This window comes from Pseudocitrobacter cyperus, from assembly GCF_039889165.1.
GTDB classification, from domain to species: domain Bacteria; phylum Pseudomonadota; class Gammaproteobacteria; order Enterobacterales; family Enterobacteriaceae; genus Pseudocitrobacter; species Pseudocitrobacter cyperus.
In genome coordinates, this window is sequence record NZ_JAYMYY010000001.1 from 1,683,528 (window position 1) to 1,706,947 (window position 23,420).

Annotated in this window: 20 protein-coding genes; 4 read left to right on the top strand and 16 right to left on the bottom strand. The window is 53.7% G+C overall.

Annotation, left to right across the window (positions count from 1 at the left end):
* Positions 1 to 24: 24 nt before the first annotated feature.
* The 3 genes from idnO to VSR74_RS08195 form a co-directional block, all read right to left on the bottom strand.
* Positions 25 to 789 (bottom strand): gluconate 5-dehydrogenase, encoded by a 765-nt coding sequence (gene idnO / locus VSR74_RS08185; RefSeq protein ID WP_347794199.1) that lies wholly within the window; start codon positions 787 to 789, stop codon positions 25 to 27.
* A gap of 180 nt (positions 790 to 969) precedes the next feature.
* Positions 970 to 2,214 (bottom strand): multidrug efflux MFS transporter, encoded by a 1,245-nt coding sequence (locus tag VSR74_RS08190; RefSeq protein ID WP_347794200.1) that lies wholly within the window; start codon positions 2,212 to 2,214, stop codon positions 970 to 972.
* 166 nt (positions 2,215 to 2,380) lie between these two features.
* Positions 2,381 to 3,064 carry an extensin-like domain-containing protein gene (locus VSR74_RS08195; RefSeq protein ID WP_347794201.1) on the bottom strand — a complete coding sequence of 228 codons (684 nt, stop codon included), beginning with the start codon at positions 3,062 to 3,064 and terminating at the stop codon, positions 2,381 to 2,383.
* Between the two features lie 101 nt (positions 3,065 to 3,165).
* Between VSR74_RS08195 and ddlA the strand changes: the two genes are divergently transcribed.
* Positions 3,166 to 4,260 carry a D-alanine--D-alanine ligase gene (ddlA, locus tag VSR74_RS08200; protein WP_347794202.1) on the top strand — a complete coding sequence of 365 codons (1,095 nt, stop codon included), beginning with the start codon at positions 3,166 to 3,168 and terminating at the stop codon, positions 4,258 to 4,260.
* 6 nt (positions 4,261 to 4,266) lie between these two features.
* On the opposite strand, the gene VSR74_RS08205 is transcribed toward ddlA, so the two are convergent.
* Positions 4,267 to 4,488, bottom strand: a complete 222-nt coding sequence (locus VSR74_RS08205; RefSeq protein WP_347794203.1) for a DUF2754 domain-containing protein — start codon at positions 4,486 to 4,488, stop codon at positions 4,267 to 4,269.
* 242 nt (positions 4,489 to 4,730) lie between these two features.
* Between VSR74_RS08205 and VSR74_RS08210 the strand changes: the two genes are divergently transcribed.
* The gene (locus VSR74_RS08210; RefSeq protein ID WP_347794204.1) at positions 4,731 to 5,033 is read left to right on the top strand and encodes a DUF2755 family protein; all 303 of its coding nucleotides are present in this window, start codon (positions 4,731 to 4,733) and stop codon (positions 5,031 to 5,033) included.
* Between the two features lie 9 nt (positions 5,034 to 5,042).
* Here the strand turns inward: VSR74_RS08210 and VSR74_RS08215 are convergent, their stop codons facing one another.
* Positions 5,043 to 6,143: a DUF1615 domain-containing protein gene (locus VSR74_RS08215; protein ID WP_347794205.1), complete on the bottom strand. Its 1,101-nt coding sequence runs from the start codon at positions 6,141 to 6,143 to the stop codon at positions 5,043 to 5,045.
* An 18-nt stretch (positions 6,144 to 6,161) separates the two neighbouring features.
* Positions 6,162 to 7,382, bottom strand: a complete 1,221-nt coding sequence (gene sbmA, locus VSR74_RS08220; RefSeq protein ID WP_347794206.1) for a peptide antibiotic transporter SbmA — start codon at positions 7,380 to 7,382, stop codon at positions 6,162 to 6,164.
* A gap of 435 nt (positions 7,383 to 7,817) precedes the next feature.
* Between sbmA and ampH the strand changes: the two genes are divergently transcribed.
* Complete coding sequence (ampH, locus tag VSR74_RS08225; protein WP_347794207.1) at positions 7,818 to 8,975, top strand: D-alanyl-D-alanine-carboxypeptidase/endopeptidase AmpH; 1,158 nt, start codon at positions 7,818 to 7,820, stop codon at positions 8,973 to 8,975.
* Here the strand turns inward: ampH and VSR74_RS08230 are convergent.
* Positions 8,972 to 9,598 carry a helix-turn-helix domain-containing protein gene (locus VSR74_RS08230; RefSeq protein WP_347794208.1) on the bottom strand — a complete coding sequence of 209 codons (627 nt, stop codon included), beginning with the start codon at positions 9,596 to 9,598 and terminating at the stop codon, positions 8,972 to 8,974. The genes ampH and VSR74_RS08230 overlap by 4 nt on opposite strands.
* Positions 9,599 to 9,697: 99 nt before the next feature.
* The gene (gene ehaB, locus VSR74_RS08235; RefSeq protein ID WP_347794209.1) at positions 9,698 to 12,682 is read right to left on the bottom strand and encodes an autotransporter adhesin EhaB; all 2,985 of its coding nucleotides are present in this window, start codon (positions 12,680 to 12,682) and stop codon (positions 9,698 to 9,700) included.
* 555 nt (positions 12,683 to 13,237) lie between these two features.
* Here ehaB and hemB point away from each other — a divergent pair.
* Positions 13,238 to 14,212, top strand: coding sequence for a porphobilinogen synthase (hemB, locus tag VSR74_RS08240; RefSeq protein ID WP_347794210.1), 975 nt, complete (start codon positions 13,238 to 13,240; stop codon positions 14,210 to 14,212).
* A 331-nt stretch (positions 14,213 to 14,543) separates the two neighbouring features.
* Here the strand turns inward: hemB and tauD are convergent, their stop codons facing one another.
* The 8 genes from tauD to VSR74_RS08280 all read right to left on the bottom strand — a co-directional run bounded on the left by tauD (position 14,544) and on the right by VSR74_RS08280 (position 23,294).
* Positions 14,544 to 15,392: a taurine dioxygenase gene (tauD, locus tag VSR74_RS08245; RefSeq protein ID WP_347794211.1), complete on the bottom strand. Its 849-nt coding sequence runs from the start codon at positions 15,390 to 15,392 to the stop codon at positions 14,544 to 14,546.
* Positions 15,389 to 16,216, bottom strand: coding sequence for a taurine ABC transporter permease TauC (gene tauC / locus VSR74_RS08250; RefSeq protein WP_347794212.1), 828 nt, complete (start codon positions 16,214 to 16,216; stop codon positions 15,389 to 15,391). The genes tauD and tauC overlap by 4 nt, the downstream gene beginning before the upstream one ends.
* The gene (gene tauB / locus VSR74_RS08255) at positions 16,213 to 16,980 is read right to left on the bottom strand and encodes a taurine ABC transporter ATP-binding subunit (protein ID WP_347794213.1); all 768 of its coding nucleotides are present in this window, start codon (positions 16,978 to 16,980) and stop codon (positions 16,213 to 16,215) included. The genes tauC and tauB overlap by 4 nt, the downstream gene beginning before the upstream one ends.
* A 10-nt stretch (positions 16,981 to 16,990) precedes the next feature.
* Positions 16,991 to 17,953 carry a taurine ABC transporter substrate-binding protein gene (gene tauA / locus VSR74_RS08260; protein ID WP_347794214.1) on the bottom strand — a complete coding sequence of 321 codons (963 nt, stop codon included), beginning with the start codon at positions 17,951 to 17,953 and terminating at the stop codon, positions 16,991 to 16,993.
* A 162-nt stretch (positions 17,954 to 18,115) separates the two neighbouring features.
* The gene (mmuM, locus tag VSR74_RS08265; RefSeq protein ID WP_347794215.1) at positions 18,116 to 19,042 is read right to left on the bottom strand and encodes a homocysteine S-methyltransferase; all 927 of its coding nucleotides are present in this window, start codon (positions 19,040 to 19,042) and stop codon (positions 18,116 to 18,118) included.
* On the bottom strand, positions 19,029 to 20,432 hold the full coding sequence (mmuP, locus tag VSR74_RS08270) for an S-methylmethionine permease (RefSeq protein WP_347794216.1): 1,404 nt from the start codon (positions 20,430 to 20,432) through the stop codon (positions 19,029 to 19,031). Before mmuP ends, mmuM begins: the two co-directional genes overlap by 14 nt.
* A gap of 349 nt (positions 20,433 to 20,781) precedes the next feature.
* Complete coding sequence (locus VSR74_RS08275) at positions 20,782 to 21,903, bottom strand: ribosomal protein uL16 3-hydroxylase (RefSeq protein WP_347794217.1); 1,122 nt, start codon at positions 21,901 to 21,903, stop codon at positions 20,782 to 20,784.
* Between the two features lie 176 nt (positions 21,904 to 22,079).
* Positions 22,080 to 23,294, bottom strand: coding sequence for a serine hydrolase domain-containing protein (locus tag VSR74_RS08280; protein WP_347794218.1), 1,215 nt, complete (start codon positions 23,292 to 23,294; stop codon positions 22,080 to 22,082).
* Positions 23,295 to 23,420 lie beyond the last annotated feature (126 nt).

Here is a 23,420-nt window from a genome sequence, read left to right on the forward strand (position 1 = left end):
ATCATCTATCATTATTTTATGTAATTACACAGCGGCTAACATTCCGCCATCGACAAACAGAATATGACCATTCACAAAATTAGAGGCAGGAGCCGCGAGATAAACTGCCGCGCCAATCAGTTCCTCTGGTTTTCCCCAGCGGGCAGCAGGGGTACGCTGGTAGAGCCAGGCGGAAAAGGCTTCGTCGTTAACCAGCGTAGCGGTCATATCGGTAGCAAAATATCCTGGCGCAATACCGTTAACCTGAATATTGTATTCCGCCAGCTCGACACACATCCCACGGGTTAACATTTTGACCGCACCTTTTGAGGCGGCGTAAGGCGTAATCGTTTTGCGGCCTAATTCGCTTTGCATCGAGCAGATATTAATTATTTTCCCCTGCCGACGTGGCATCATATATTTCGCCACCTGCTGGGAAACCAAAAACACGGATTTTTGGTTAACGTCGATCACTTTATCCCATTCGGCTTCCGGAAATTCAGTGAAAGGATAACGTCGCTGAATACCGGCGTTATTAATCAGAATATCAATTGCACCCACCTCCTGTTCGATGTTGTCGATAGCTTTGGCGACCTCCTGCGCATGAGTGACATCAAAACCGTAACCCACTGCGCGGAATCCCTCAGCCGTCAGGGCATCCGCCGCCTGTGTGGCGCGTTGCTGGGTGATGTCATTAATCACCACCTCCGCGCCGTGCTCCGCCAGGCCGCGAGCCAGCAGCAAGCCAATCCCCTGCGCTGAACCGGTTACCAGCGCACGTTTACCCGATAAATCAAACAAATTCCCCATAAAAACCTCTTGAACATGAACTGTTACGCGTAACTGTATGCGCGTAACAGTTGTTTTGAGAAGATGGTTAGTGGGGTAAATGATCGTTTTGTGATCGGTAGAACATTTGTGTGAAATGAGGGTGAGGGAATCGCATTTCCCCCTCTCCCTCAAGGGAGAGGGAACTGGCCGTGCCCAGGCTTACATATGACGCTGTTTTTCACCCTCTCCCTCAGGGAGAGGGCCGGGGTGAGGGTTGCCTTTACTGCGCCGCAGCATCACCACCAGTTGCCAGATATTGATAAGCACAATCACCGCCGTCGCCACAAATACCCAGCGGAACCCTGCCATGGCGGAAACAGAAGCACCAATCAGCGGCCCGGCAACGTTACCCAGATACATAAACGATTGGTTATAGCCGAAGATACGCCCGGTGACGCGCTCGCTGATATATTTGAGCAACAGCGTCTGAACCGCAGGCAGCATCGCGCCGTCGGCAAAACCGAGCAGAAAACGCAGCACGCCAAGCTGGAACGGTGTGGTCACAAACGACATAGCGAAGAAAAGCACCACGGCAAAACAGAGCGTTGCCAGCAAAATGCGTTCGGTTCCGATTCGGTCTCCCAGCTTTCCGAGTCTGGGTGCGGAGATCAGCGCCGAGACGCCGGGCACGGCGGCAATCATCCCACTCAGAAACGCGATATTGTTACTGTCCGGCACCATCGATTTGATAAACAGCGCCAGTATCGGGCCAATCGAACCATTACACATTTGAATCACCATAGTGGTGACAAACAGGCTGATAATCAGGCCTGGGTAGGGTAATGAGGCAAAAACAGCCTTCCCGCTCAGGCGTTCCGATTTACTGATCTGCGGCCGCACTCCCTCTTTGATCAGGAATAGCGTCACCAGGAAGCTTATCATCAGCAACAGCGCGGTAATGTAAAAGACCATCCTCAGGCCGACGTGATCTGCCAGGAAACCGCCAAGCAGTGGGCCGCCGATCACACCGCTAATCTGTGCCGTGGAAAGCGTACTTAACGCCCAGCCGCTACGCTCTCGCGGCACCTGCGAGGCCACCAGCGCCATTGCGTTCGGGATGTAACCCGATGTTAGCCCCATGATCCCGCGCAGAATAAGCAACTGCCAGACGTTGGTCGCAAAGGCCTGCAACAAAATGGCAATCGCCATACCGAGTGAGGCGCGCAGTAGCATCAACTTGCGCCCTTTTCGATCCGCCAGGCTGCCCCACATGGGTGAAACAATTGCTGAAACCAGGAAGGTGATACTGAACGTCAGCCCTGACCACATAGAGAGGGATTCATGAGATGTGACGCCCAGTTGCGCCACATAAAGCGGCAAAAAAGGCAGAATTTGGCTGATGGCCAGACCGGTAAAAAAGCAGCCAAACCAGACAGAGATGAGATTAACCTTCCAGGATTCCATGCTACGCGTATTCGTTCATTTATGCGGAAAGCGCACAGAGTAGCAAGATGTATGGCAGTTGATGTTGTCCGGGATGCGCTGATGATAAGTTCAGGTTTTTATCATTAGTTTGCTAATTTTAGTGAACGATCTTACGTTTTAAATTCCATCAGATAGAGAGTTATGCTTAGCGGCAGAGGCCATAACCGCGCATACCCAGGTGAAAATGGTTTGCATGAGCCGCGTTATAATCCGGCCCCAGTCCGTTTCCGTAGTACTGGCAGCTCTTTTCCAGCAACGCTTTCAGAAAAGGCTGAGTTTGCGGCTGCTGCCAGCCCTTCAGCACGCTGATATGCTGCCCATTGGCGAGTCGAAAACCGCTGATGTCCAGCGCACTGGCCGTCGCGTGTTCGCTTAGCGGGCCATCGGCGCGATGGTAGATATTACGGCAGGCGAAGCTCCCCAGATGATCGATACGCGTCACTTCACTGTGCCACATTTGGCGTGAGAGCGGCTTCACCTGTTGCTCAACAAAAAGCGCGCTGCCAAGCGCCAGGCGACAACTGGCCAGGAAGCGATTACTCAGTTTTACCGCGCCAAAATCACTCACCTGCACAACGTCTGTTAACGGGCATGCGCCGCCGCCCGGCGCCACACTCCGCGTGCTGATAAGCTTCTGTTGATTTGCCTCAGCCAGCAATGCCTGGCACTGCTCGTCAGTGATCGCTTTAAGCTTCCAGCGGGTTATTAATCCCGGAGGATCGTTAAGCATCAACGGCGTAAATGGATTGTACCAGGCGGGAAGCATCCGATAGCCACCATAGCCAGCAGCAATAACCCCTGCCAATACCAGCCAGCGCGTGATTTTCATCGGCTCTCCTTGCATACAATAAAGTTAAAGATTATGGCAGATAGCCCGGAAATCACGTGGTATGTTATGTGCTTTGCGTTTTGGAACGGATGGAATTGAAGATGGCGAAGTTGCGGGTTGGGATTGTTTTCGGCGGGAAATCAGCGGAGCACGAAGTGTCGCTGCAGTCGGCAAAGAATATCGTTGAAGCAATTGATAAATCGCGTTTTGATGTCGTGCTGTTGGGCATTGATAAGCAGGGCCAGTGGCACATTAACGATGCGCAGAACTATTTGCTGAATGCGCAGGATCCGGCAAAAATCGCCCTTCGCCACTCAGATGTGACGTTGGCGCAAATTCCCGGCAAAACATCACAGCAGTTGATCAACGCTGAGAGCGGCCAGCCTCTGGGCGCCATCGATGTGATTTTCCCAATCGTTCACGGTACCCTGGGTGAAGATGGTTCCCTGCAGGGAATGCTGCGCGTCGCAAACCTTCCCTTCGTCGGCTCTGACGTTTTAAGCTCCGCCGCCTGCATGGACAAAGACGTTACCAAGCGCCTGTTGCGCGACGCCGGGCTTGCCATCGCACCGTTCATCACCCTGACGCGCAGTAATCGCAGCCGTATCTCTTTTGCTGAAGTGGAAGCAAAACTCGGTCTGCCGCTGTTTGTGAAACCAGCAAACCAGGGCTCGTCCGTTGGCGTAAGTAAAGTGAATAACGAAGCCCAATACCAGCAGGCGGTCGCGCTGGCATTCGAGTTTGACCACAAAGTGGTGGTCGAACAGGGCATTAAAGGCCGTGAAATTGAGTGCGCGGTGCTCGGCAATGATGAGCCGCAAGCCAGCACCTGCGGCGAGATCGTACTGAACAGCGAATTTTACGCTTACGACACCAAGTATATTGACGATAATGGCGCGAAAGTCGTTGTCCCTGCCGCTATTCCGGCAGAGATTAACGATAAAATTCGCGATGTTGCAGTACAAGCTTACCAGACGTTGGGTTGCAGCGGCATGGCGCGCGTTGACGTTTTCCTGACGGCGGAAAATGAGGTGATTATCAATGAAATCAACACGCTGCCTGGTTTTACCAATATCAGTATGTACCCTAAACTGTGGCAGGCCAGCGGGCTGGATTATACCTCGCTGATCACCCGGTTAATCGAGCTGGCGTTAGCGCGCCATCAGGCTGATAGCGCCCTAAAAACCACCATGTAATCAGGCTTAGTTAGCGCTCTCTTCCGCGCCGTCGTCCTCCGGGCGGCGGCGAATAATCAACCCTGCCAGCCAGAAACAAACCACCCACGTCACCAGCCCTACGGCATAGGTTTGCCAGCCTTTTGCCTCGAAACCGAGTAAACCTATCACGCCGTTGAGAATAAAAATCAGACCAATTGCGAACGCATAGTAGTGCCAGTCACGGCGAATTTTTGCAGGCAGCTTCATAACGGCTCCGGAAGTAAAAAAAGCATCATGGCATAAAGGGCCGGGCAGGTCTGTGGTGTAATCAACAATTATTGAATGTTAAAAAAATGGGGGAGTTTACTGATATGTGATCGCCCTACAATTCACTGAAATCCAGGACGATTCCTTAACCGAAATTACCATAATTCTTATACAGCCTCCGAGCATCACCTGTCACACTCATCGCAGTGTCACGGTCATGTAATGAAGTCCGGGAGGTCTTTATGACAGATTTTGCCTTGTCAAAACTGATCCTGAATGGGAAAAAGGGCGCATCTTCCGCGCCGGGTAATGTCGCCTATGCGGTATTCGTGCTGCTCTGTTTTTGGGCTGGCGCACAGTTACTGAACCTGCTGGTGCATGCGCCGGGGGTCTATGAACATTTAATGCAAATGCAGGATACCGGCCGCCCACGCGTCGAAATGGGGCTGGCGGTAGGCACTCTGTTTGGCCTGGTGCCATTCCTTGGCGGATGCGCGATTTTAGGTATAGTGGCGCTGGTGATGCGCTGGCGTCGACGCCACTAACCCCGACACTCAGTTAGCCATACATTTCGCCCGACGATCGTCGACGCGTTTCGCAAACCACGCCGTGGTGAGATTGCGCGTAATCTTCGGGCTCTCCAGTTGTATTCCCGGCAGCATCTCTTTTACCAGCGTCTTCCCGGTTTTCTGCTGTGCGATCCGATAAACGCCCTTATAGAGATCGGTCTCTTCAAACGCAAGACTATCGCCCTTCTTCAACTGGCGATGGATCTCATCATCACTCAGTGAAAGCTTACCCGCCAGCTTGCGTACAGCCAGCTCCGTTTTGCCTGCGTCATCGCTGTCGTAACGAATTAAATCGCCGTCCAGCGCCAGTTTGACGCCAGTCGCTTTACTGACCGCGTACTGGAACGCCGCGTTACGGCTGGCGTACCAGCCAGCGTTAAAATCAGCAAAGCGGTAAATAGAGGCGCTGTAGTTGGCGGGATAGTTCAGCAAGTGATAAGTCCCGAACCACAGCCCGCCGCGCAGGCTGAAGACCTCCTGGCGTACCGTACCGTCCATTTTCCACGGATAACCACGGGTGTGCGCTTCGGCAAAGGCGATGCTCACCTGCATCGGGCCACCGGTATGTACCGGGTTCAGCGAACCAAACAGCGTCTGCCCCATCGGCACAATATTAATAAAATCGTCAAAAATCGCGCTCAACTGTTTTTCCGTTTTCACGTTATCCAGCCGCTCGCTGTAACTTTTGCCGTTCGGGGAGGTGATTTTAAGGGCGGTATGCACCAGAAACAGTGGAATGTGCAGACGCTCGGCGCGGCGATCTATCTCCTGCCAGGCAATTTTGCTTAACCCCGGAACGGCTGGGTCAGCCTGATAGTTCGATTCCTGCTGCGCCACCGCCAGCACCGAACAGATATTCTCTTTCGTTGGCGCCAGTTTCTGGCTTTCGAAGGTTTTCGCCAGCGCCTGAGCCCAGGCTTCCCGGTCTTTCACGCTGGCGGGTATTTTTTGGCGCACGACGGACGCCACGTCAACGGGTTTCTCACCTTTCTTTAGCGTCGGCGCAGGCTTGCTGGTACAGGCGCTTAATACCAGCCCCGCCAGCAACGTTAACGGGAGTGAGACATAACGTGATACTGGCGTCATCGTGCTTCCTTGTAAAAATTAACCAAATGTGTGGGTCACTTCCTGGAGATCTTTGTTATCCAGCTCATGCTCAAAGCTGCGTAGACGTTTGTAGATGGACATCAATTCCACAAGCGTCGTCCAGGAGTTTATCAAATACTGGAACGAGGTGCGCACCTGACCAAATACGTTGAGGATCTGCTGCATCAGGCCCAGCGTGATTGCACCAGCGGCAATCGACGGGAACAACAGGAATAAACCGAAAACGTTATCCACCTGAAGATACAGGATACGGGCGATGTTGAAATACATATAGTGGAAATAGAGTCGGAAATAGTTCTGACGCACGGCGCTGAACAGTTCACGCACGGTAGGCGGCGTGGCGCGGCTTTCATCATCTTCACCGTAAACCAGCTCTTTACGGTAAGCCGCTTCCACACGCTGGTTTTTAAACTCCAGCCCCGGGAGCTTGATACCGACAATAGCCAGAAGCCCGGTTCCCATCAGTGACCAGATGATTGCCGCGATCACCAGGCCATAAGGAATGCTACCCAGAATTGGCAGCGTCGGCACGTGAGCCGAGAGCGTCACCAGCACGGGCAGGAAAGCGATTAGCGTCATGATGGCATGGATAAAGCTGGTACCCATATCTTCAAGCGTCGAAGCAAAGCGCATGGTGTCTTCCTGCACACGCTGTGCAGCGCCTTCGATATGACGCAGGTAGTCCCAGTGCGCGGTGTAGTGTTCGTTCATCGCGGTACGCCAGCGGAAGACGTAGTGGCTGACGAAGAAGTTGTTGAGCACGCCCACGGTCACGGCAATCAGAGCGATACCGAGGAAGACGCTAACTTCCTGGTAAAGCTGGTTGATGGAGACTTTATTCGGCGAGGTGAGCGCTTGTTGGATGAGATCCCAGAACGGGGCATACCAGGCGTTGACCGCCACGCCCACTTCGACCAAAAACCAGGTAACGAAGATAATCAGCGCAGTGCCCAGAACAGACCAGTACTGCCAGCGATGCGGGCTGCGGACAAACCAGTACAGGGCAAACAGCCCCACGCAAACGGCGTAAAAGGCGTAGAAAACCAGATAATTCAGCGACCAGAATCGTGCCGCGCTGATCGGCACCTCTTTCGAGGCGTGAACCAGGTTCAGCAACCAGTTCCCACCGCCTGCTTGCCAGAAAATGACGGCAATAAGCGCCCAAATAAATGCCGAGAGAAAAAATGGCCCCGGCTTCGGGAAAAAAGACTTGAACATAGTGCACTCCTGCTAACATCTTATGGTTCTGGCGTTTGCTGTGTACAACAAATTCCTGCCGCAACGAAGGCGACGATAAAGGGATATCACGTAAAAACGGAAGATAACCGCACAATGAGACCGATAAACAGAGGCTTAGTTCGTCGGTAAAGGATGCAAAATACGCGAAACAGTTACATTTTACAGGCGCTCGTCATGAGATTCAGATTCTTGCTCTAACCGTATCCCGCTACGCAAATGAGAAATTCATGCTATCTATCATACGCGACGGATCACAAAAATGTGTATTCAGTACAAAGTTTCATAACCACGGTTACTCACCGTTACGTTTTTCCCGCTATGATAGCGTTTAACGGCATTTTCCCAGGTGCTGATTCATCGTGTTAGTAGTATAAATACGCACTATCCTCCCATTTCAATTCATGGATGCCTTCGTTGAAACGTAGTCTGCTTTTTTCTGCCGCGCTTTGTGTGGCGTCATTGACCTCGGCCCGGGCGGCTCAGCCGATTACCGACCCCGTTTTTGCTTCCGATATCGTAGACCGTTACGCTAATCATATCTTTTATGGCAGCGGCGCCACGGGTATGGCATTAGTGGTTATCGACGGCAATCAGCGAGTATTCCGCAGTTTCGGCGAAACCCGTCCCGGTAACAATGTGCATCCACAGTTAGATTCAGTGATTCGTATCGCGTCGCTGACGAAACTGATGACCAGCGAGATGCTGGTGAAACTGCTCGATCAGGGCGTGGTGAAACTGGATGATCCACTGAGTAAATTCGCCCCACCCGGCGCGCATGTCCCAACGTACCAGGGGTCGCCGATTCGGCTGGTGAACCTGGCGACGCATACCAGTTCGCTTCCGCGTGAACAACCCGGCGGCGCGGCGCATCGCCCGGTCTTTGTCTGGCCAACTCAGTCACAGCGCTGGGCATATCTGAATAATGCAACGCTAAAATCCGCGCCGGGTACCCAGGCCAGCTACTCCAATCTGGCCTTCGATCTGCTGGCCGATGCGCTGGGCAACGCCGCAGGCAAGCCATACTCGCAACTGTTTGAAGAACAAATCACTCGTCCGCTGGGGATGAAAGATACGACCTTTACGCCATCGCCCGATCAGTGCCGTCGTCTGATGGTCGCAGAGAAAGGAGCCAGCCCGTGCAACAATACGCTGGCCGCGGTGGGCAGCGGCGGGGTCTACTCTACCCCTGGTGATATGATGCGCTGGATGCAACAGTATCTTTCTTCTGATTTCTACCATCGCAGCAATCAGGCTGACCGGATGCAGACGCTGATTTATCAACGCAGTCAGCTTACCCGCGTTGTGGGGATGGATGTTCCAGGTAAAGCCGATGCGCTGGGTCTGGGATGGGTCTATATGTCACCGAAAAATGGCCGCCCGGGGATTATCCAGAAAACTGGCGGCGGCGGTGGTTTCATTACTTATATGGCGATGATCCCGCAGGAAAATGTGGGAGCCTTTGTCGTTGTCACCCGCTCGCCGTTGACGCGCTTCGTGAATATGAGTGACGGTATCAATAATCTGGTTACCGAACTGAGCGGCAACCAGCCGCAGGCGATTCCGGGATCTTAATAGTCGTATGGCAAACGCGTGATACTAACGAGTTTGCCCTTTTCCATTTGAATGTAATTGCCCTTTCTCAAAGCTGAGAGCACTTCGGCAATAACCGAACGTGAGATATTCGTTCTTTGCTGGATAAATTTCATCACCCCAACTCTGGCGCGCAGATTGTCATTCCACTTCGCCATCACCAGTAGCGTACTGCGGATCTGATGGTAATTACTGGCACCAATAAGCTGCGCGTCGCGCACTTCCAGCATACGGTGCTGCCAGGTGACCCAATAGAATGCTTCTCGCCAAAGCTGATAGCGTGTCAGACAGTGCAGCGTGTCCTGTACGGGGAGGTAATATCCACGACAGTCGCTTTCCGTGGTAAGCGTATAATCCTGCTGAATTTTCATGACGGCTCCCGCCAGGCCGAAAATCGCCGGGCTTTGCCCCATGCCAAACAGAATATCGCCAGGGTTTCGTCTGACGGAAATAGCCCCTTGTGAGAGTACGACAGTGTAGTTTTCTGTTTTTTTATCTTCTGGCAACACCTGTGAGCCAGCCGACAAATCAAAATGGATACCGCGAGGAGATAAGTGCTTATCAAGAGTAACAAATTCGCTCAGTGGTTTACTCAATGCAGGCATTTTCTACCATCCATGTAAAAATGCCCGCCATATGATGACGGGCATGAGTAACGTTTCAGTTAAACAGGGAAGTCGCCTTCCCTGACTACCGGAGAGCCATTACCAGGTGTATTTAACACCTGCGTTTGCGCCCCAATCCTGATCAACATCGCCGCCGCCGAGGTAGTTAACACCGGTGTAAGCGCTGAAGTTCTTAGTGAAGCTGAACTGGCTGCCCACGCCTACGCGTACTGCGGAACCTTCAACACCGTTGTCAATGCTGTCGCCGTTGACGTCGGTATGGTTGTTGGAATCATCATATACGTAAGCCAGTTTGAAGTAAGGCGTCAGAGCCTGGTCACCGTAGTTGAAGGTGTAACCAGCATCAACACCCAGTTCATAACGCAGGCTGTCGTAGTCCTGACCACCGACTTCCATGTTGTTGCTCAGGCTATAGCTGTCGCCAGACTGGAACAGACCAGAGATGCTGCCGTACGGAGTTACGTAGCCAGCGTCGTTGATTTTCCAGTCATAGCCCAGTTTCAGGCCAAAGCCCCATGCGCTGGTGTTCGTGTCGCCATCGACATATTCACCGTTGCTCATGGTTGCGCTCAGGTCGTTGCTGAAGCGGCTGTAGCTCAGGTTGCCATCAACAAAGATGTTGTTCGGGAAGCGAGCAGAAGAGTAGACATAGGCAGACTGGCTGTCCTGATCCACCTGACCGGTACGGTCGCTGATGTCGCCTTTCGCAAAGGCAGCCGCAGCACCGACGATCCATTTCGCATTGTTACCGTCGATTTTGCTATCAACACCGACCATGATGCCGTTGACGTCCTGGTCATAGTTGATGGTGCCGTTATCGCCGTTGAAGTTACCACCGAAGTAGCTCACCCATGCGCCACCGTTGTCGTCAAAGCCATGACGAGAGGTGTTCAGGCGGTTGTTCAGGGTATCCTGCTGCATATTCCAGACGTTGGTGTTTGCAGACGGGATGCTCAGCGCCATGTTTGCGTAGTCGGTCAGCTCAGTCTGCTGCAGAACAACGGTGTTACCCACTTGCTGCGCCTGATAGGTGTATGCACCCAGGTCAGCTTTGTTGGCTGCAGAGAAGGTCGCGTCGCTCTTCTTATCGTTAACGTAGATCAGCTCGTTACCGTTGTAGTCAGCGATTGAACCTTTACCAGTTGCGTTATCGATACGCACTTTGTAGTTACCGGTTGCAGCAGCTACGTGGTCGCCAGTGTTATCAACTTCGTTCTGACCCGCTTCTACAGATGCAGTATTGTCGTTGTCGCCATTGCCATTGATAGTCAGGTGACCATCAGAGTTCATAGCGATAACACCGTAACCATAGTTAGACTTTGAGGTGTCGTTGGTGCGGTCGTTGACCAGGTCGGTATCCATTACATAATCGCTGCTATGGATATCGAATACGCCTGCATGGATATGACCAGCGGTATCGGTCGTGCTGGTCAGGTTCAGGGTATCAGTCTGGAACGGGTTAGCATCAAACTGATCAACGTTCACATCCAACAGACCGCCGTTAGTCACGGTGATGGTGTTCGCGTACAGCGCTGCATCGGTAACGCCCCAGCCCGCAGAAACGTCATCAGACATTTTAACGGTACTGTTGTCGATGGTCAGCGTATCAGTAGCAACGTGGCCGTCTTCACCGATGTTCAGGTAAGAACCACCAGTCAGGGAAATGGTGTCAGAGATCAAACGAGAGTCTGCAACGTTAACCTGAGAACCGCTATTGATACTTAAGGTATCAATCAGAGAGGTTTTAGTTGTATCCCACTCTGAAGCACCATTCAGGGTCACAGTGAACAAACCGCTCTGGTAAACTTCGTTGCCAACGATGTGATCATATTCATCATAAGCAGTGTTGGAATCATCAATACCAACAGTTGACGCTGGCCACAGGCTGTTAGCCGCGATGTCGATCAAGGTTGCAGTGGCTTCGGTGCCAGACGCATATCCGTCATAAATACCATCAAGAGGGCTATTTTCATCAATTTTACCGTCGCCATTAACATCCGAACCCAGATCAACCTGATGCACAGACATTGCAGCACCGACCCACTTACTACCGTTGTTCAGAGTCACATCCATACGGTCTGTGCCATCCCAACCATTAGTATCTACGTCAGCATTAGTGTCGCGATAGCTATCAGCACCATTCGGGAAGAAGTTTTCATCAAAGTTACTTGAGAAAACAACGTCACCCATCAGGGTTGAATTATCGAAAGTTGCCGTTGTCTGCATCGCGTTGTCTGCATACGGGTTCGCAATTGCAGCAATTGCAACATCGTCAGCGGTCAGCGTATTGCTGTAATCACCTGCATTTCCGGTATGACCAAACCAGCCATTAGTTCCTTCATCACTCCAGGAGCCAGAAGTCACGGTGGAGTCTTTCACAGTGATAGTGTTGTTAAACACTTCGCTGCTGTTAACGCCAGTGCTTACGGTATTATCGTCGATATCTTCCCACTCGTAACCCTGAGTCAGGGTAATACCCGCGACATGAGAGTTGTTGGTAATGGACAGATCAACTTCCTGATCCAGAGTGATTGCGGTGCCCATGCCGAAGACATTAACAACGTGTGTATCAGCGGCGTTGTTATAGGTACCGTTGTAGGTATAGTGCTCGTAGTTGTCGTCGATGGTAGAGTTATCAACGGTCAGCGCCAGACGGTCATAGATATAACCGGTAGCACGATCGCCAGCACATTCTTTCGTCATGCACTCAGAGGTGATCATGCCGTGGATTGTACTGTTTTTAATTGTCAGACTATTGTTGTTGGTATTCGTGGAAATACCGTCATCCAGATAGTACGTAGAGATAACACTGTTAACGGTAGCGTTGTTAATTACCGGGTAGATGTCACCGTTATAGTAGCTATCGGTAGCATAGTTGTTCCAGCCTACATAGCCATCATAGTAAACGTCATCAACATGAGAGGCGTCGTTGTAGTGATGAAAAGTATTGTAGGTGGTGCCAGAAATGTCGTTGGTTGACGCTGCATTTGCCTGAGAGGCGATCGCCAAAGTGCAAGCCAATGCTAATTGTGATACTACAAGTTTCTTTTTCCAGGAGTGCATTTGTCATCCCTCCTCAGGGACGTAATATACGTTGGTCCATCAATTAACAATGCAATATGAATATTGTTGCGGATGTAATTATGCGATGCGCGGGATAAAAGGTTCAATTAATCTTTACTTAATGTCTGAATCCGGACAACTTAACCAACAAATGACTCACCATAAAAGAAAAAGCAAAAACCAAGTAATATCAACCAGTAATAGATGCAATCATGACAATCCACGCCATTTACCACGGAATTAAAAAAACAAATCATTCACCATCATAATTTGAAAAACAAATTCATTAAAACTATAAAAACAGAATGAACATTCAATATCATAAAAAATAAAATCGGCGCCTATAACTTACACAGGGATAAAAGAAACCTTATATATATAATTCATTTTAAAATAACAACACTCATCATTTAAAATAATTTAAGAAATTCCTAACCCTCTCCGTCATCCCGTATCCCCTCTCATATCTCCCCCTTTATAAGCACAACTTTAGTAAAACATCACAGTGATGATTCGGTTACAATGGGGGTCTGTTCCACAAACATCAGGCAAATCATGACCGATTTAATCACTCGCCCACGCCGTCTGCGCCGTTCACCTGCGCTGCGGGCTATGTTTGAAGAGACAACACTGAGCTTAAACGACCTGGTGTTGCCGATCTTTGTTGAAGAAGAGATCAACGACTACAAAGCCATCGACGCCATGCCTGGCGTGATGCGCATTCCTGAGAAGCATCTTGCCCGTGAAATCGAGCGCATCGCTAATGCGGGCATTCGCTCTGTAATGACTTTCGGTATCTCGCACCACACAGACGCCACCGGCAGCGACGCCATGAAGGAAGATGGCCTCGTCGCGCGGATGTCGCGTATCTGTAAGGATGCCGTGCCGGAAATGGTCGTCATGTCAGATACCTGCTTCTGTGAATACACTTCTCACGGCCACTGCGGTGTGTTGTGCGATCACGGTGTCGATAACGACCAAACGCTGGTAAACCTCGGGAAACAAGCGGTTATCGCCGCCGCCGCTGGCGCTGATTTTATCGCCCCATCGGCAGCAATGGATGGACAGGTGCAGGCAATTCGTCAGGCGCTGGATGCCGCCGGCTTTACCGATACCGCTATTATGTCCTACTCCACGAAATTCGCCTCGTCGTTCTATGGCCCGTTCCGTGAAGCGGCGGGAACAGCGCTGAAGGGCGACCGTAAAACCTATCAGATGAACCCGATGAACCGCCGCGAAGCGATTCGTGAATCTCTGCTCGATGAAGCACAGGGAGCGGATTGCCTGATGGTAAAACCAGCAGGCCCGTATCTGGATATCCTGCGCGATATCCGCGAACGCACTGAACTGCCAATTGGTGCCTATCAGGTGAGCGGTGAGTACGCGATGATTAAGTTCGCCGCGCAGGCGGGTGCCATTGATGAAGAGAAAGTCGTGCTGGAAAGCCTTGGTGCGATTAAGCGCGCGGGCGCGGATCTAATCTTTAGCTACTTTGCGCTGGATTTGGCTGAGAAGAAGATTCTGCGGTAGGGGTTTTCCCCTCACCCTAACCCTCTCCCCAAAGGGGCGAGGGGATGGATTGTGCACTGTTGTTAAGTTCTGCACTGGTTTTCTCCCTCTCCCTGTGGGAGAGGGCCGGGGTGAGGGCATCGGTGCGGCCATTTCCCCCTCACCCTAACCCTCTCCCTCAAAGGAGAGGGGACGGATTGTGCACAGTTGTTTAAGTTCTGCGCCGGTTTTCTCCCTCTCCCTGTGGGAGAGGGCGAGGGGACGGATTGTGCACAATTGCTAAGTTCTGCGCGGTTTTCTCCCTCTCCCTGTGGGAGAGGGCCGGGGTGAGGGCATCAGACCGCACATTCACTCACGCCCGATAAAAAGGCTTGTCCCCCAGAATCGTCGCCCGGTGCATAATCCGGCGCTGCGGCAAATAATCGGCATTAGCATAGTGCTGCGTTACGCGGTTATCCCAAATGGCCACATCGTTCGGCTGCCAGCGCCAGCGCACCTGAAACTCAGGTTTCGTGACGTGCGCAAACAGAAAACCCAGTAGCGCTTCACTCTCTTTTTCCGTCACATCAACAATACGCGTGGTGAACCCTTCGTTGACGAACAGCGCCTGCTTGCCCGTCACGGGATGGGTGCGCACAACCGGATGCAGCAGTGGCGGATTCTTCGCAACAGCCTCCAGCCAGCGCTGGTGCTCGTCTTCCGTTTTACGGTACTTATATTCCGGGAACGACTTCTTAAAATCGTGCTCCGCCCGCAGGCCACTCAGTAAATTACGAAATGGCTCAGAAAGCGCTTCCCACGCCGCAATTCCACTGCTCCATAACGTATCGCCTCCGCTTGCCGGAAGTTCTTTAGAGGCCAGAATCGCCCCCGCTGGCGGTGTTTCAATAAAGGTTACGTCGGTGTGCCAGTTATCGTTATCCGGCGGGTTATCGTTATGCGTGTCCAGCACGATAATCTCCTCCACGCCCTGGGCATGAGGATAAACCGGGTGAATATGCAGATCGCCGAAGCGCAACGCCAGATCGCGCTGCAATGTCGGGTTAATCACCTGATTACGCAGGAAAATTACCTGATGACGCAGCATGGCGTGATACAACTGCTCAAACTGGTTATCGTTCAACGGGCGGGTTAAATCAACGCCGCTGATTTCAGCACCAATATACGGCCCCAGCGGGGTAATGGTTAAACGTTCACTCATTGCACTTCTCCATGCCAGGGCGTCAGACGACGCTGCAACGCGCGCAGCCCCAGTTCTAAAACAAACGCGATAACCGCTATCACCGCAATGCCTGCCAGCACGACGTCGGTCGCTAAAAACTCGCCAGCAGATTGCACCATAAAACCCAACCCTCGCGTGGCGGCGATAAGCTCAGCCGCAACCAGCGTCGACCACCCCACGCCAAGGCCGATACGTAATCCGGTCAGGATTTCCGGCAGCGCACCGGGCAAAATCACATACCACAGCACTTGCAGGCGACTGGCGCCGAGCGACTGCGCAGCGCGTATCCGAACCTGTTGCGCGCTTTTCACCCCCGCCAGCGCCGACATCGCAACAGGCGCGAAAATCGCCAGGTAGATCAACAGGATCTTCGATGTTTCCCCAATACCGAACCAGATAACCATCAGCGGCAGATAAGCCAGCGGCGGCACCGGGCGATAAAGCTCAATAATCGGATCAAGAATGCCGCGCACGGTTGCGTTCAAACCCATCGCAATCCCCACCGGGACACCTATCAACACCGCCGCCAGCAGCGCGACGAGTATTCGCGCCAGGCTTGCCGACAAATGCTGCCACAAGGTGGCATCCATAAAGCCCTGCGGCCCGGCGATAGTGACCAGTTTTTGCAATACCTGCCCCGGCGGCGGCAGAAACAGCGGGCTGATGAGTTGCAGTGCAGCCACGCCCCACCACACCGTTAACAGCACCAGCAGCGTCGCCAGGCTCAGGGTTATCTGGCGGGAAAGCGGCCAGCGCCACTTCACGCTTTTCAGGCGCGGTTTATCATTGGCAACAACGCTCATGAGAAGGCCTCCCGTTGTTCAAAGACGCGGCTCAGGACATACTCGCGCATGGCGATAAACTGCGGGTCAGATTTAATACTGCGGCAGGGCTCCCCGGCCACATAGCGGCGAGCAAACTCCAGCGGTAACCGTTCCATTACCCGACCAGGCCCCGGCGAGAGCAACACCAGTTCGGTAGCTAAAAAGACGGCTTCTTCAATATCATGCGTAATCAACAGTACCTGTTTGCCCGTCTCACTCCACAGATTCAGTAGCAGGGTTTGCATCTGTTCACGGGTAAAGGCATCCAGCGCGCCGAAGGGCTCATCCAGTAACAGCAACTGCGGGTTCGCCGCCAGCGCGCGGGCAATGCCGACGCGCTGACGCTGCCCACCGGACAACTGCCAGATAAAGCGTTTCTCCGCCCCTTCCAGGCCCACTTTCTTCAGCATTTCACGGGCGATTTCCAGCCGCTGCGCTTTCGCCATGCCGCTAAGCTGAAGGCCCAGCGCAATGTTGTCCTGCACGTTGCGCCACGGCAGCAGCCCTTCATTTTGAAAGACCACGCCACGTTCCGCCCCCGGCCCAACGACACGCTCTCCCCCCAACATGATGCTGCCCTGCTGATACGGCACAAATCCGGCTATCAGGTTCAGCAGCGTGGTTTTGCCACAGCCGGAGGGGCCGAGCACTACCAGCAGTTCACCGCTATCCAGCGTGAGGTTGATATCCTCCAGCGCGGGTTTTCCGCCGTAATCAGCATAAAGATGAGAAAGTTGCAGCATCACAGACTCCTTATTTCACAAAGCGATCGGTCACGTACTGGCTGTAGTCCGTTGCCGCTGCGGGCACTCGCCCTTGCGCTTTGAGGAACCCGGCGGTATCGATAATCGCCTTGTTAACCGGGCCGTTGAGTGCAGCAACCTGTTGCTCAGCGGTCAGATAGGTATTGCCCTTCACCAGCCCCGGCACATCCGCTTCCGGAACACCGCTCAGGCGGGCCAGTTTGCTAATGTTGTCTGGCTGTTTCAGCCACGCTTCCGGGTTATCGATGTAACCACGCTGGGCGTCAATGGCGCTTTTGGCGAAAGCGCGCACCACATCAGGGTGCTTCTCGGCAAAATCCTTACGCACCACCCACACATCCAGCGTCGGTGCGCCCCACTCCCCCACTTTTTCGGAGTCAGTCAGCACGTTGCCCTCTTTCTCCAGCTCATTGACCGCCGGAGCCCAGACATAGGCGCCATCAATGTCACCACGCTGCCAGGCGGCAATAATCGCCGGCGGCTGGAGGTTTATAATCTGTACCTGACCCGGCTTGATTCCCCAGTGTTTAAGTGCAGCCAGCAGGCTGTAGTGGGTGGTGGAGATAAACGGCACCGCAATGCGTTTGCCGATTAAATCTTCCGGTTTGGTGATGCTTTTCTTCACCACCAGCGCTTCAGAATTACCAAGCTGCGAGGCGAGCAGGAATACCTCAATCGGCACCTGCTGGCTGGCGGCAACGGCCAGCGGGCTGGAGCCGAGGTTGCCAATTTGTACATCGCCAGACGCCAGCGCACGCACGATGCTCGCGCCGCTGTCAAACTTGCGCCAGTCCGGTTTTGCACCGCTCAATTTGCTGAAAGTATCATCCGCCTGCGCCACCTTGGCGGGCTCTGCGGAGGTCTGATATGCGATGGTAACGTCCACTGCCTGCGCCTGAAATGCCATCAGTGCCGCCGCAGCGAAAAGTGAAATACGCGATGAAATTGCCATTGTCTGCTCCCTCTGTGTCTTGTTATGGGAGCAGTATTTCCGGGCAGCGTAGTTTGATAAAGGAATTAAAAGGTCTTGTTAATGCTTTTTCGTTTTTAGAAAAAAAACGGGATTAGATAGTTAAAAAGTGGCGATCCCTCTTCCGGCGGAAGAGGGAAGAAATCACCCTGCCAGCGCCGCAATATCCGCAGGCGTTGTCCGGCAGCAACCGCCGACAAGCTTCGTCCCGACGGCCAGCCACTCCGGCAGATGATGGGCTAAGGTGTCGCACGCTTCACCGTGATGGTGCCAGGTTTTGCTCACCGCGTCGTAGTGCTCGCCTGAGTTTGGATAAACCACCAGCGGCAGCGCGGTCAGGCTGTGCAGATGCCGCAGCGCTTCGGTGGTTTTCTCCAGCGCAATACAGTTGATCCCCACTGCCACCACCTGCGGATATCGGGCCAGCATCGCCACAACATCACAAAGGGGAGTGCCATCGCTGAGATGTTGCGCATCACGTAGCGTAAAGGAGAACCAGGCGCGAGCCGCCGGATATTCCGTCAGCAATTCCGCGAGCGCTGAAATTTCGCTAAACGACGGCTGCGTTTCGCAGGCCAGCAGGTCGGCTCCCGCTTCCAGCAAGGCTTCAACGCGGGGGCGATGGAACGCCTTAAACGCTTCCGCACTACGTTGATAATCGCCACGATACTCGGAGCCATCGGCCAGATACGCCCCATAGGGGCCGACCGAGCCGGCAACCAGCAACGCGCCCGCCTGCGGATTTTCCGCCAGATACACCGTGCGCGCTTCCTGCGCCAGCGCCACGCTACGGGCAATCAACAGGCGGGATTGCGCCTCATCCAGCCCACGCGCGGCAAATCCTGCGGGCGTCGCCTGATAGCTGGCGGTGATTGCCACCCGCGCCCCGGCACGAAAATAATCAAGATGCACATCGCGAATCAGGGTCGGGTTTTCCATCAATACTTTCGCCGACCACAGGCTATCCGCGAGGTTACAGCCGCGCCCTTCCAGTTCGGTTGCCATCGCACCGTCCAGCAGAACGAAAGGTTCGCGCTCAAGAATGGCGGTTAAAGGGTTACTCTGCGACATGTTGGATCTCCTGAACAGGCTGACGGGAACGCGTCAAATAATAAGCGCCATAACAAAGCGCGACAAACGGCAGCCCGCAATAAAGCGCAATGCGCTGACTCGGGTCAAACGCCAGGCCGATACAGGCGACCAGACAAAGAATAAAGCCGAGCACCGGCACCAGCGGATACCACGGCGCACGGTACTGTAACTCGCTCAGCGCCCTGCCCTGTTGCAGGTGACGACGACGAAAAACAAAATGCGAGGCGCAAATGCTAAGCCACACCGCCACCACGGCAAAACCGGAAATGGCCGACAGAGCGACAAACACCGTATCAGGCGCGACAATACTGGAAAAAAGCGCCAGCACACCGCCCAGCATACTGACCGACAGCGCCACCAGCGGCACGCCATTTTTGCTAACGCGGGCAAAACAGTGCGGTAATGTGCGTTCGTTTGAGAGCGACCATAGCATGCGCCCGGACGCATAAAGCCCCGAGTTCGCCGCCGAGAGGATCGCGGTCAGAATCACAAAGTTAAAAATATCCGCGGCGTAAGGAATACCGACTTTTTCGAATACCAGCACAAACGGGCTCTTCTCCACCCCGGCCTGCTGCATCGGGATCAGCGCTGCCAGCACAAACACGGTGCCAATAAAGAAGATGATCAGCCGGGCAATCGTCGTGCGAATGGCAACAGGAATGACTTTATGCGGGTTTTCCGTTTCCCCGGCGGCGATGCCGATAAGTTCGGTACCGGAAAAGGCGAAATTCACCGCCACCATGGTCATCAGGATAGGCAACCCACCATGCGGGAACCAGCCTTCCGCCGTGAGATTATGCAGACCCGGCGCCGGGGAGCCATCCTGCATGGGAATGAAGCCGAAGATCGCCGCGCCGCCAAGAATAATAAAGGCAATAATGGTGATGACCTTAACCAACGAGAACCAGAACTCCCCTTCGGCAAAGAAGCGCGTTGAAATAACGTTCAGGGAATAAATCAGCACGCAGAATACCAGACACCATGCCCAAATAGGCACCTGCGGGAACCAGTACTGCATGCAGAATCCAGCGGCGGTAAAGCTGGAACCCAGCGCCACCGTCCAGGTGAGCCAGTAAAGCCAGGCGACGGTATAGCCAGTCGCCGGGCCGAGATAGCGGGAGGCGTAGAGGTGGAATGCCCCGGTTTCCGGCATCGCCACGGAGAGTTCGCCGAGACACTGCATCACCAGCCAGACCACCAGCGCGCCAATCAGATACGCCAGCAGCGTACCTGCTGCACCGGTTGTGGAGATGATATAGCCTGTGTTGAAAAATAGCCCTGTACCAATAACGCCACCCAGCGACAGCATGATCAGGTGGCGGGTCTTCATGGTGCGCTTAAGTTGCCCACCTTGTTGTTGTGTTTGCATTATGACCTTCTAAACGTATGGACATCTAAACATCCAGGTGAAGGTAGTGTTATACCGCGTATGTTAGGGAAATGCAAAATGGGGGAAATGTGCGCGCTGATGCCCTCACCCCAGCCCTCTCCCACAGGGAGAGGGAGAAAACCAGTGCAGAACTTAACAACTGTGCACAATCCGTCCCCTCTCCCTTGAGGGAGAGGGTTAGGGTGAGGGGGAAATGTGCGCACCGATGCCCTCATCCCGGCCCTCTCCCACAGGGAGAGGGAGAAAACCGGCGCGGAACTTAGCAACTGTGCACAATCAGTCCCCTCTCCCTTGAGGGAGAGGGTTAGGGTGAGTGGGAAAAGGCGCCTTACTCGTCGAAGAACCAATACCCCTGGTTAATCAACGCCGTCAGCTCCTGGGCAAATACCGGGCTATTCAATGCATCGCCCAGCTCCGCTTTACCCAGCGTCGTATAGCGGGAAAGCGCGTCTGCCGCCTGCGCGTCGGTGACATCCAGCGGTTCGCTGTTCACAAACACGCTGCCACTGACATTCAACACGCGCAGCCCGTTCAGACGCACCAGCGACTCGCCGTCAAGCAGCGCCTCAATGACTTCCTGCGGCTCATAAGGCGGTTCTGCCGGGGCAATGTCCAGCTCGTGGCGCGGCGTGGTAACAAAGCTGCCGAACCACTGTTTAAAATCTTCCGGCTGATTGATCATCGCCGCCATCATGCCGCGCAGGCGCTCCAGTTCATACTCTTCCACCCGGCCGGCGTGATCGCGCACGGTGAGATCCGGATCGCTGTAGTGCTCGCTACCGAGATCGTTTTCCAGCGCATAGTCGGCGAAGCTGCTGATCAGATCGCGACCGTTCGGCCCACGAAAACCGACGGAGTAATTCAGCGCCGTTTCATGAGTAAAGCCGTCATGCGGGAATCCCGGCGGGATATAGAGGATATCGCCCGGTTCGAGATCTTCGTCGATGATAGGCTCAAACGGATCGACATGCAGCAAGGCCGGATGCGGGCAGAACTGACGCATCGGCAGTTTGTCGCCCACGCGCCAGCGGCGGCTACCCATGCCCTGAATAATAAACACGTCATATTGATCGATATGCGGCCCCACGCCGCCACCCGGCACGGAGAAGGAGATCATTAAATCATCCAGACGCCAGTCCGGCAGCACGCGGAACGGACGCACCAGTTCGGCCGACGGTTCATGCCAGTGGTTCACCGCCTGCGCCAGCAGCGACCAGCCCGTTTCGCCAAGGTCATCAAAATGTTCGAACGGGCCGTTGCTCGCCTGCCATTTACCATTGAAATGGCTTACCAGTCGGCTGTCGACTTCCGGCTCCATCGCCAGCCCGGCCAGTTCATCCGGCGTAATCGGATCAACAAAATTAGCGAACGCCTTTTTCAGTACAACAGGTTTTTTTTGCCAGTATTTCTCAAGAAATTCCGGCCAGTTAAGGTTCAGTTGATAAGCCATTTTTTCATACCATCAGTAAGCAAACAGGCCCGATTATACGGAGCAGGCGAAACGCGGCGCTTTGTCATGGGTCAAGCGCGCGTGATATGTCTTCTACTCTGCCCTGCTTTATGGCTGCTTCCGACAGGGCTCAGAGAACAGGCGAACAGAACTCAGCTAAACAAGCGGCCGCACCGTTAGCGCGTTGCGCAGATCTGCGGATGTTCGCTGGCTACCGCCATACGTAACAGCAGCCGATGACCAATATCATTCTGCCAGTTGAAACTATTTTGCAGCACCACGATGGCGTTACCGTGTTGTTTATCCAGGCCGATATAGCTGCTGTAGCCGCCAATAAAACCGGATTGATAAAGTAGAGTCTGGCCATAAGCTGAATACCCCAGCCAGCCCAGAGCCGCCGCATCCTTACCGCTCTGGAAATAGCGGATGGTCATCGCATCAGTGAAAGCGCGGTCAAGCAGCGGGTTTCCCGAACCGGAGAGGTGTGCCTGTAAGTAGCGCAGCAGGTCGTTGCCCGTCGACCACATCGATGCCGCGCCCACCATATTGTGGCTGAAGCGCCATTCCGGGATGACCTCGCCGCGCGCCACAAATTTGGGTTGATCGCCCGCCTGCCCTCGCGCCCGTAGCAGATAGCCGGGTAATTTATCCGGCTGATAGCCCGTATGCGCCATCTTCAGTGGGGTGAAGATCATCTGTTGCGCCATCCGCGGAATGGTGTTCGATGCGGTCTGCTCCAGCGCATCATCTAAAATGGCATACCCCAGATTGGAGTAATTCACCGCCACCGCTTCTGGCGCACGGAAGGTGCGAAGATAGTGCTGAAAATCGCCGCGATCCAGATCGTCATAGAACTGTTTACCGGTAAAGACGTAGCGCACCAGTTTGCCGAGCATCGGTAAATCGAACACCTGTCTTGGCAGGCCTGCGGTGTGGCTGGCAAGCTGTTCGACGGTAATCTTTTGCGCATCCGGGCTGAGCGTTTCCCCATTCGGCAACAGTTCTCCGAGGGTCGAGCGCCATGTCAGCGCCCGGTTTTGCACCTGCACGGCGGCAATTTCCGCCGTCACGCCTTTAGTGACAGAACCGACGGCAAACAGGGTGTCACCCGTTACCGGAATACGTTTGTCCGAATCAGTAAAACCGTAGCTAAATATTTGCGGGGGCTGGCCCTGAGAAATAATACCGATCACCAGGGCGGTGGAGCGATGACGCGCAAAATGGCGGTCAGCGAGCTGCTCAATCTGCGCGGCTAATGGCACATGGCAGAGTGTTTGCAGCGAGGTATTGCTGTCCAGCGTATCAACGGGATTACTGGAAAGCGAGGAGTGACAGCCCGTCAGGAAAATTCCCGTGCTTAGGAGTAGCGGTAATTTAAGGGGACGTAGCAAAATCTCACTCTTTCCTGGCGCAGGATTATTTTTAGACGCGCAATAATATCGAAACGGTGGGAATAAGGACAGAGTGATTAAAAAGTACGCCGGGTAAGCGCAACGCCACCCGGCAGTACAAAGGCA

What these genes read in the sequence shown, in the direction of transcription:
- VSR74_RS08195 (WP_347794201.1), bottom strand. Translation starts at nt 3,064, where the DNA reads ATGAAAATCACGCGCTGGCTGGTATTGGCAGGGGTTATTGCTGCTGGC.
- mmuP (WP_347794216.1), bottom strand. Translation starts at nt 20,432, where the DNA reads ATGCAAACACAACAACAAGGTGGGCAACTTAAGCGCACCATGAAGACC.
- VSR74_RS08205 (WP_347794203.1), bottom strand. Translation starts at nt 4,488, where the DNA reads ATGAAGCTGCCTGCAAAAATTCGCCGTGACTGGCACTACTATGCGTTC.
- hemB (WP_347794210.1), top strand. Translation starts at nt 13,238, where the DNA reads ATGACCGATTTAATCACTCGCCCACGCCGTCTGCGCCGTTCACCTGCG.
- tauC (WP_347794212.1), bottom strand. Translation starts at nt 16,216, where the DNA reads ATGAGCGTTGTTGCCAATGATAAACCGCGCCTGAAAAGCGTGAAGTGG.
- VSR74_RS08275 (WP_347794217.1), bottom strand. Translation starts at nt 21,903, where the DNA reads ATGGCTTATCAACTGAACCTTAACTGGCCGGAATTTCTTGAGAAATAC.
- tauB (WP_347794213.1), bottom strand. Translation starts at nt 16,980, where the DNA reads ATGCTGCAACTTTCTCATCTTTATGCTGATTACGGCGGAAAACCCGCG.
- tauD (WP_347794211.1), bottom strand. Translation starts at nt 15,392, where the DNA reads ATGAGTGAACGTTTAACCATTACCCCGCTGGGGCCGTATATTGGTGCT.
- VSR74_RS08230 (WP_347794208.1), bottom strand. Translation starts at nt 9,598, where the DNA reads ATGCCTGCATTGAGTAAACCACTGAGCGAATTTGTTACTCTTGATAAG.
- mmuM (WP_347794215.1), bottom strand. Translation starts at nt 19,042, where the DNA reads ATGTCGCAGAGTAACCCTTTAACCGCCATTCTTGAGCGCGAACCTTTC.
- ddlA (WP_347794202.1), top strand. Translation starts at nt 3,166, where the DNA reads ATGGCGAAGTTGCGGGTTGGGATTGTTTTCGGCGGGAAATCAGCGGAG.
- VSR74_RS08215 (WP_347794205.1), bottom strand. Translation starts at nt 6,143, where the DNA reads ATGACGCCAGTATCACGTTATGTCTCACTCCCGTTAACGTTGCTGGCG.
- VSR74_RS08210 (WP_347794204.1), top strand. Translation starts at nt 4,731, where the DNA reads ATGACAGATTTTGCCTTGTCAAAACTGATCCTGAATGGGAAAAAGGGC.
- tauA (WP_347794214.1), bottom strand. Translation starts at nt 17,953, where the DNA reads ATGGCAATTTCATCGCGTATTTCACTTTTCGCTGCGGCGGCACTGATG.
- idnO (WP_347794199.1), bottom strand. Translation starts at nt 789, where the DNA reads ATGGGGAATTTGTTTGATTTATCGGGTAAACGTGCGCTGGTAACCGGT.
- VSR74_RS08190 (WP_347794200.1), bottom strand. Translation starts at nt 2,214, where the DNA reads ATGGAATCCTGGAAGGTTAATCTCATCTCTGTCTGGTTTGGCTGCTTT.
- sbmA (WP_347794206.1), bottom strand. Translation starts at nt 7,382, where the DNA reads ATGTTCAAGTCTTTTTTCCCGAAGCCGGGGCCATTTTTTCTCTCGGCA.
- ehaB (WP_347794209.1), bottom strand. Translation starts at nt 12,682, where the DNA reads ATGCACTCCTGGAAAAAGAAACTTGTAGTATCACAATTAGCATTGGCT.